The organism is Alphaproteobacteria bacterium, from assembly GCA_035625915.1.
Taxonomy (GTDB): Bacteria; Pseudomonadota; Alphaproteobacteria; order JACZXZ01; family JACZXZ01; genus DATDHA01.
Map to the genome: position 1 here is coordinate 1 of DASPOR010000090.1, position 8,634 is coordinate 8,634.

The 8,634-nt window shown below is 62.7% G+C and carries 9 protein-coding genes; 7 read left to right on the forward strand and 2 right to left on the reverse strand.

Annotation, left to right across the window (positions count from 1 at the left end; translation table 11 throughout):
* The 7 genes from VEJ16_07245 to VEJ16_07275 all read left to right on the forward strand — a co-directional run.
* Positions 1–197: hypothetical protein (locus tag VEJ16_07245; GenBank protein HYB09449.1), on the forward strand; the 197-nt coding region annotated here is incomplete at its 5' end.
* Positions 198–249: 52 nt separating this feature from the next.
* The gene (locus VEJ16_07250) at positions 250–1,440 is read left to right on the forward strand and encodes a glycosyltransferase (GenBank protein ID HYB09450.1); all 1,191 of its coding nucleotides are present in this window, start codon (positions 250–252) and stop codon (positions 1,438–1,440) included.
* Positions 1,441–1,443: 3 nt separating this feature from the next.
* The gene (hpnD, locus tag VEJ16_07255; protein HYB09451.1) at positions 1,444–2,313 is read left to right on the forward strand and encodes a presqualene diphosphate synthase HpnD; all 870 of its coding nucleotides are present in this window, start codon (positions 1,444–1,446) and stop codon (positions 2,311–2,313) included.
* A gap of 12 nt (positions 2,314–2,325) precedes the next feature.
* Positions 2,326–3,582, forward strand: coding sequence for a hydroxysqualene dehydroxylase HpnE (hpnE, locus tag VEJ16_07260; GenBank protein HYB09452.1), 1,257 nt, complete (start codon positions 2,326–2,328; stop codon positions 3,580–3,582).
* Positions 3,583–3,732: 150 nt separating this feature from the next.
* Positions 3,733–4,260 (forward strand): adenine phosphoribosyltransferase, encoded by a 528-nt coding sequence (locus VEJ16_07265; protein ID HYB09453.1) that lies wholly within the window; start codon positions 3,733–3,735, stop codon positions 4,258–4,260.
* A 153-nt stretch (positions 4,261–4,413) separates the two neighbouring features.
* A complete protein-coding gene (gene shc, locus VEJ16_07270) occupies positions 4,414–6,342 on the forward strand; it encodes a squalene--hopene cyclase (GenBank protein HYB09454.1) in 1,929 nt (642 codons plus the stop codon).
* A complete protein-coding gene (locus tag VEJ16_07275; protein HYB09455.1) occupies positions 6,339–7,040 on the forward strand; it encodes a hypothetical protein in 702 nt (233 codons plus the stop codon). Before shc ends, VEJ16_07275 begins: the two co-directional genes overlap by 4 nt.
* Here VEJ16_07275 and hpnH read toward each other — a convergent pair.
* Both hpnH and ispH read right to left on the reverse strand, forming a co-directional pair.
* Entirely contained in the window at positions 6,990–8,141 is a 1,152-nt protein-coding gene (gene hpnH, locus VEJ16_07280; protein HYB09456.1) for an adenosyl-hopene transferase HpnH, read from the reverse strand. The two genes, VEJ16_07275 and hpnH, sit on opposite strands and share 51 nt — an antisense overlap.
* 50 nt (positions 8,142–8,191) lie before the next feature.
* On the reverse strand, positions 8,192–8,634 hold a 443-nt coding region (gene ispH, locus VEJ16_07285; GenBank protein ID HYB09457.1), incomplete at its 5' end, for a 4-hydroxy-3-methylbut-2-enyl diphosphate reductase.

Here is an 8,634-nt window from a genome sequence, read left to right on the forward strand (position 1 = left end):
AACTGAAGAGCCGTCGCCTCGCCTACGAATCCGGTGCGATCGTGGCGCTGGCTGAGCGTTTGGCGACACTGCTTCGCCAGCGCGATCCGGTTGCGAGGCGGGTCGAGCTTGCGAAGCCCGCCTTCCTTTTCGTGGCCGCCCGCGGCGTTCTGCGCACCTTTCTGGATGGCGGCGCGCGGGAAAAGGCCGCCGCCTGAGTATCCCGAAAGGGCTTGGCTTCCGAACCATCCTTGGGCTATCCAGCGCGTGATGACGTCACTTACGCTCTTGATTGTGGGATCGCTCGCCCTCGCCGCGTGGCTCGTGCAACTCGCGGCACGCGGCGGATTTTGGCGTGCCAACCAGCGCCTACCGACCGAACCGCCGAGTCTCCCCACCTGGCCCGACGTGACCGCGGTCGTGCCGGCACGAAATGAAGCCGCGTCCATCGGGCAATCCTTGACTTCGCTATTGACCCAGGATTACCCCGGAAAGTTCACCGTTGTAATGGTGGATGATCACAGCGACGACGCAACTGCGGCCGAGGCGCGCCTTGCCGCGCGTAAACTTGGCGCCGACGATCGATTGAAAGTCATAACGAGCGCGCCCTTGCCAGGGGGATGGACGGGCAAGCTGTGGGCGGTTGAACAGGGTATCCGTTATGCGAGCACCGCCTTTCGCTCGCCATACCTCCTCCTGACCGACGCCGACATCGTTCACGACCCGGCGAGCCTGCGCCGCCTTGCCGGCAAGGCTGAGACGGAGTCGCGAGATCTTGTTTCGCTAATGGCCCTGCTTCATTGCCGAACAGGATGGGAGCGCCTTCTGATTCCGGCATTCGTGTATTTTTTTCAGATGCTCTACCCCTTCCCCCTCGCGAACAAGCGGACGAGCCGAGTTGCCGCCGCCGCGGGCGGTTGCATGCTTGTGCGACGCACAGCGCTCGAACGGGCGGGCGGCATTCCTTCCATTCGCGACGCCATCATCGATGACGTAGCGCTCGCCCGGCGTCTAAAGGACTGCGGCAGCGACATCTGGCTGGGACTCAGTACGAACGTCAGGAGCCTGCGAGCCTACGAATCCCTCGGCGAAATCTGGTCGATGGTCGCGCGTACAGCTTATGCCCAGCTCGGATATTCGCCGATCGTACTGCTCGGCGCCGTGATCGCCATGTTGCTCGTGTTCGCAGCACCACCTATCGTCGGACTCGTCGGCGTTCTCGGGCGAGATCCGGCCGCGGCCACGGGCGTGCTCGCCTGGGGCATCATGATCTATACCTACCGCCCGACGGTCGCTCTCTTTGGCGAACCGCCCGCGACCGCCTCGCTGCTTCCCGTGGCAGCCATGCTCTATACGGCGATGACGGTCAATTCGGCGTTGCGCCACTGGCGCGGACAGGGCGGGACCTGGAAGGGTCGGGCTTATTCGCAGAGCGCACGCCGGCCGACCCGAGGTGCATGACCGATGGCGCAGGCTAACACCGCTCAGCCGACGCACGACCAAGAGGCGCGCATTCATGTTCGTGAGCTGACCAAGCGTTCGGGCACCTCGTTCTTTTGGGCGATGCGCCTTCTGCCGCCCGAGCGCCGCTATGCCATGTACGCGATCTATGCCTTCTGCCGCGAAGTCGACGACATCGCCGACGAAGGTCGTTCGCCCGAAGAAAAAGCCCATGGTATCGAGGCATGGCGCGCCGCGATTGAAGAGCTTTACGCAGGTGCGCCGCGGCTGCTGATCACCCAGGCCCTTCAGCACGCGGTTCGCGACTACCAACTCCCCAAGGACGACTTCCTCGCCATCATCGCCGGCATGGAAATGGATGCGATCGAGAACATTCGCGCACCCTCGCTATCCAAGCTCGAACGCTATTGCGCGCGCGTGGCGGGTGCTGTTGGCCTCCTCTCCGTGCGCACGTTTGGCGATTCGAGCGAGACCGCCCTGAAACTGGCGCTTGCCGAGGGAAAAGCGCTTCAGCTCACCAACATCCTGCGCGATCTCAGGGAGGATGCGGATCGGGGACGGTTGTACCTGCCGCGTGAGCTTCTCGAGAAGCACGGCATCGCGACAGACGATCCGGCGTCGGTCTTGACGCACCCCCGCCTCGGCAAAGTTTGCGACGATCTGGCCGCCATCACGCGTGCAAGCTATGACGAAGCCGAGCGGCTGCTTGACCGGCTCGACCGGCGGACGATGCGCCCGGCCTTGATCATGTTGTCAGTCTATCGCCGTACCCTCGATGCACTTGTGGCGCGCGGCTGGGATGACCTCGACGCCGATGTCGGCCCGTCGAAATTCGTGAAGCTGTATCTCGCCGTGCGCCATGGGTTTTTCTGAACGGTGCCGGCAATGAGTGCTGTGCACATCGTGGGGGCCGGCCTCTCCGGACTTGCGGCAGCCGTACGGCTTTCGGCAGGCAGCGATCTTGCGGTTCATCTGCACGAGGGTGCTGGGCAGGCAGGCGGGCGCTGCCGCTCCTTCTATGACGAAACTCTCGGCTGCGTGATCGACAACGGCAATCATCTGCTTCTCTCAGGCAATCGTTCGGCGATGCGCTATCTGCACGAGATCGGCGCATCGGACACGCTCTACATCGCACCCGAGGCTGCCTTCCCGTTCATAGACTTGAGAACCGGCTTGCGTTGGAGTGTGAGGCCCAATCGGGGACGTATCCCCTGGTGGGTCTTCGACAAACGGCGGCGCGTGCCGGACACGACGGCATTCGACTATCTCGCTGGCTTGCGGCTGGCGTTCTGCGGCTCGAACGCCACGGTCGCCGCATGCGTCGGCGGGCGCCGCGTTCTGTATGAGCGATTCTGGGAGCCACTCGCGGTCGCTGCCCTCAACACCGCGGCGGACGAGGGTGCAGCCAGGCTGTTGTGGCGCGTGGTGATGGAGACCTTCGGGCGCTCAGGCCACGCCGCCCGGCCGTGCATCGCAATGGCGGGACTATCGGCCAGCTTCGTCGATCCTGCCCTCGAACGTCTTTCAAAGCGTGGCGTTGAGATCGCCTTTAATCGTCGCTTGAGGGGGTTGAGGATTGAGGGCGGTCGCGTCGTCGCGCTCGCCTTCGCCGATGGCCTGCAAGCGCTCGGCCCAAACGACCGCGTGGTGCTCGCCGTTCCCCCGGCGCGCATCGCCGAACTTTTGCCGGCTATCGATGCTCCGCTCGAAAGTCGCGCCATCGTTAACGCCCACTTCAAGCTCGATCGCCTACCCGCCTTCCCGGACGGCTTGCCCTTCCTCGGTCTCATCGGCGGCACCGCGCAGTGGCTCTTCCATCGTGCCAATGTCGTCTCGGTCACGGTAAGTGCGGCGGATCTGCTTGCCGAAGCGCCGAACGAGACGATCGCCGAGCGGATATGGAACGATGTCGCAAAAGCGCTCGAACTGCCGCTGACAGAGCGCCCGCCCACCCGCATTGTCAAAGAAAAGCGCGCGACATTCGCGCAGACGCCGGACGCGATCGCAAAACGGGCGCGCACGCGAACCCATCTTGCAAACCTTTTCCTGGCGGGCGACTGGACCGACACCGGCCTTCCCGCCACGATCGAGAGCGCCATCCGCTCGGGTCACAGAGCCGCAACGGCGGCGGTGGAACGCTAGTGTGACTTTGAGTCCGAAATTCGCTCACGGTTCCGCCCCCGGATGTGGCGAATTTCGGATTCGCCATACGAGCACATGGCCGCCGGACTTTTTGCGTTTCGGTCGCTTGGCGACTAAAGTCTGGCCGGCAACCAGACCAGGGGAACCTCGATGCCCATAAAGTCGCGTATCCGTTCGATCCCAGGCTATCCGAAGCCGGGCATCGTCTTTCGCGATATTACGACGTTGCTCCAAGACCCGATCGGCTTTCGCGTTACGGTCGAGGGACTTGTGCAAAGCTTCCAAGGCAATCGTGTCGATAAAGTCGCCGGCATCGAAGCACGCGGCTTCATCCTCGGCGGGGCGGTGGCGCATCAGCTCAATGCCGGCTTCATTCCAGTGCGCAAGAAGGGCAAGCTCCCATGGCAGACGATCGGGCAGGACTATGAGCTCGAATACGGTGTCGATCGGATTGAAATACATACCGACGCAATTCTGGAAGGCGAACATATCCTGCTGATCGATGACCTTATAGCAACAGGCGGCACGGCGGCCGCGGCAATAGAGCTCGTGCGGCAGACGGGTGGAAAAATCGTCGGCGCTGCCTTCGTCATCGACCTGCCGGAACTTGGCGGGCGCGCCAAGATTGAAAAGATGGGGGTCGAGGTCACCACCCTCTGCGAATTCGAGGGTCATTGAGCATTCCGCCCAGGGGGCCGTAATCGTTGAAAAAACGGCGCCAGCGAACTAAATTGCGCCAGACCTGACGCATTGGCATAGCCCGGCCTCCCCTGGATGCCGTGGTTTTGCTGTGTCCGGTGGGTGCAGGATATACGAGGGAACACGAGGTCCGTGAGCGAACGCATCCTCAATCTGAAGAGCCGGCTCGATCCCGTGATCGCGGAGGCGACCGCAGCACTCAAGGCGCTGCAGCGCGCCGATGGCCATTGGGTGTTCGAGCTCGAGGCGGACGCCACGATCCCCGCCGAGTACATCATGCTCGAGCACTACCTCGATGAGATCGACGACGTGCTTGAAGCGAAGCTCGCAGCCTATTTGCGCGAGCTTCAGGGCAAGCACGGTGGCTGGCCGCTCTTTTACGGCGGCGATTTCAACATTTCCACGTCGGTCAAGGCCTATTTAGCCCTCAAGCTTGCGGGCGACGATCCGACGGCGGCGCACATGGTAAGGGCGCGCGAGGCGATCCTGGCGCACGGCGGAGCTGCCCGATGCAACGTCTTCACGCGCTTTGCATTGGCCCTCTTCGGTCAACTGCCATGGCGTGGCGTGCCGGTGATGCCGGTCGAGATCATGTTGCTGCCGCGCTGGTTTCCCTTCCACCTTAGCAAAGTGAGCTATTGGTCGCGCACCGTGATCGTACCGCTTCTGATCCTGACCGCCCTCAAGCCCAGTGCGCGTAATCCACGCAACATCGATATTCGGGAACTTTTCGTCTCCCCGCCGGAGACGGTACGCGATTACCAGATCAATCCGACCGGCGCCAAGATGGGCGATTTTTTCCTTGCCCTCGACAAGCTCCTCCAGATCGTCGAACCCTTCTTCCCGAAGGGCAAACGCGACAAGGCAATTCGGCGCGCCGCCGCATGGATCACCGAGCGGTTGAACGGGGAAGACGGTCTGGGTGCGATATTCCCCGCGATGGCCAATTCGGTCATGGCGTTCGAAGCCCTCGGCTACCCCAAGAACCACCCGGATTTGATGATCGCCAAGAAATCGCTGCGCAATTTGCTGATCGCGGCGGACGGGAAGGGCTATTGCCAGCCGTGCGTCTCGCCGGTATGGGACACGGGCCTTGCAGCCCTCGCCATCATGGAGGCGGAGGCGCCGCGCGATGGCGCCAGTGCCGCAAAGGCCATGGATTGGCTCGCCGAACGCCAGATTCTCAACGTCAAGGGCGATTGGGCCGATCAACGCCCAGGCTTGCGACCCGGCGGCTGGGCATTCCAATACGGCAACGATCACTATCCCGACGTGGACGATACGGCACTCGTCGGCCTCGCACTCGACCGAGTCGGCAACCCACGGCACCGCCAAGCGATCGAGCGCGCGGCGGAGTGGATCATCGGCATGCAGTCCAAGAACGGCGGCTGGGGTTCGTTCGATGCCGAGAACACAAAATATTACTTGAACCACATTCCCTTCGCCGATCACGGCGCACTGCTTGATCCGCCCACGGCCGATGTCAGTGCGCGCTGTCTCGGGTTCCTCGCCCAACTTGGTTACAAGCGCGGGCATCCGGCCGTGGCGAAGGCGATCGAATTTCTCAAGCGGGAACAGGAGGCCGACGGGTCCTGGTTCGGTCGGTGGGGGACGAATTATGTTTACGGTACCTGGTCGGTGCTAAGTGCCCTCAACGGCGTCGGCGAAAGCTCCCAGGAGCCTTATATCCAGCGGGCGGTCGCCTGGCTTAAGGGACGCCAACGCACGGATGGCGGCTGGGGCGAGGATGGCGCCACCTATTGGAAGGAGCGGCGCGCCGAGTCGAGGGAATCCACCGCGTCGCAGACGGCTTGGGCGGTGCTCGGCCTGATGGCGGCGGGGGAGGTCGATAGCGATGCGGTCAGGCGCGGCGTTGAATATCTTCTCGCCGCACCCCGTAAGGGCTGCGAATGGCGTGAGCCGTGGTTCACGGCCGTCGGATTCCCGCGCATTTTTTATTTGCGCTACCACGGCTATCGTCAGTTCTTCCCGCTCTGGGCACTGGCGCGTTACCGCAATTTGATGGGCGGCAACGACAAAACCGTCCAGTACGGCATTTGAGCCGGGTTGGCATCGTCGTCGGCATGCAGTCGGAGGCGGCGGAGATTTCGACCGCCTGGCGCAAACAAGGGCAAGAGCAGCATCCCCTCATCGCCATTTCGGCCGCGAACCCGCATCGCGCATACGAAGGAGCCAGGTCCCTCATCTCTCAAGGAGCAGGAGCGATTTTGAGCTTCGGGCTCGCTGGCGGATTAGTCCCCACACTCGAAACCGGCGATACCGTGGTGGCGAGTGAGGTGATGCTGCCGGACGGCACGCGAATCGAGACGCACGCGGCGTGGCGAAGTAGCCTCACGGCAGCGCTCAGCGATCGCACCCGCATCGTGATCGGCGCGATAGCGGGGCAGGACAGCGCCATCGTCACCCGCGCCGCGAAGGCTGCCCTGAGGCTTCGAACAGGTGCCGTCGCCGTCGATATGGAGAGCCACGCGGCCGCGGCGGCGGCCAATGAGGCAGGCAGGCCGTTCATGGCCTTGCGCGTGATCCTGGACCCCACAGGCCGAGCAATTCCCGCCACCGCCCTCGCAGGCCTAGGTCCTCACGGCGAAAGCCGCGCCCTTGCGGTGCTCGCTCGCCTTGTCGTCAGGCCCTGGGATCTGCCAGCCCTGCTGGCACTCGGGCGCGCTAACACGCGCGCCCTGACGGTGCTAGGCAGCCTCGCCGCCGATCTTGCGCCGGGCTTCGTTCTCGGCATGTAGCTGCGATAGCGTCTTCTGCACGTTGGCTTCAAAGACGAATTCGGCCGGGCGCTGCTTATCGAGCGGAATCTCCTCGGCCATCGGGCCATCCGTGCGCGGCCCGCGAAGGGCCACCATGAGCGCCTTGATCGGATGCCTGATGGCGTCATCCGCCGCAGTCGGCTCGTACCCGCAATGCACCATACAGTTGGCGCATTTCTCATAGTTGCCCGTGCCGTACTTGTCCCACTCGGTCCCTTCCATCAGTTCCTCGAACGAACGGGCAAAACCCTCGCCGAGGAGGTAGCACGGTTTCTGCCAGCCGAAGATGTTGCGGGTCGGATTGCCCCAAGGCGTGCAGTGGTATTGCTGATTGCCGGCGAGGAAGTCGAAAAAGAGGCTCGACTGGCTGAAGCGCCACTTCTTGCCTTTGCCTCGCTTGAAGACTTCCCGGAAAAGGCGCTTGGTCTTCTGTCGACTGAGGAAGTGTTGCTGATCCGGTGCCCGCTCGTAGGCATAGCCCGGAGAAATCGTGATACCGTCGATATCGAGCTCGTTGCTCGCATAGTCCAAAAAGGCGGCGATTCGGTCGGGATCGAGACCGTCGAACAGCGTCGTATTGATGTTGACGCGGAAGCCGCGCGCCTTTGCAGCCTTGATCGCCGAGACCGCGCGCTCGAACACACCTTCCTGGCTCACCGCGTGATCGTGCTCTTCCTTCAAGCCGTCGAGATGAATCGAGAAGGTGAGGTATTGCGAAGGCCTGAAGAGGTCGAGTCGCTTTTCGAGGAGGAGCGCGTTGGTGCAGAGGTAGATGTACTTCTTGCGCGCGACGATACCTTCGACGATTTGGCCGATCTCCTTATGAAGGAGCGGTTCGCCGCCTGGAATCGACACGATGGGGGCGCCGCACTCGTCAACGGCCTCGAGACACTCCGCAACCGAGAGGCGCTTGTTCAGGATCTCGTCGGGGTAATCGATCTTACCGCAACCCGGGCAGGCGAGATTGCAGCGAAAGAGCGGCTCAAGCATCAGCACGAGCGGATAGCGCTCGCGCCCGGATAGCCGCTGCTTGACGATGTACGCACCGACGCGGATTTGCTGATGAACGGGAACGCCCACGCCTTTGCCCTTTCGATTGCTGCGCGTTTCTAGTTTGCCATGCCTCGGAGCTATGCGACAGCTTCGTCGCGCAGTTCCGCAGGCAATTTGAACTGAACGTTTTCCTGAATACCGTCGAGCATATCGACCTCGATTTCGTCGAAGTCGCGCAGACGTGCGATCAGCTCCTGAACGAGCTCTTCGGGAGCGGAAGCGCCGGCCGTAATACCGACCGCTTCGGCGCCCTTGAGCCACCGCGGATCGAGCTGACCGGCGTCGTCGATCAGATAACTCGCCACACCCATCTCCGAACCGATTTCCCGCAGACGGTTCGAGTTCGAACTGTTCTTGGCGCCAACCACGAGAATAACGTCGACCTCGCGCGCGAGTTCACGCACGGCGGCTTGGCGGTTCTGGGTCGCGTAGCAAATGTCTTTGACATCCGGTCCGACGATCTTCGGGAAGCGGCGCTTGAGCGCCTCGATCACGTCGCGCGTATCGTCCACCGAGAGCG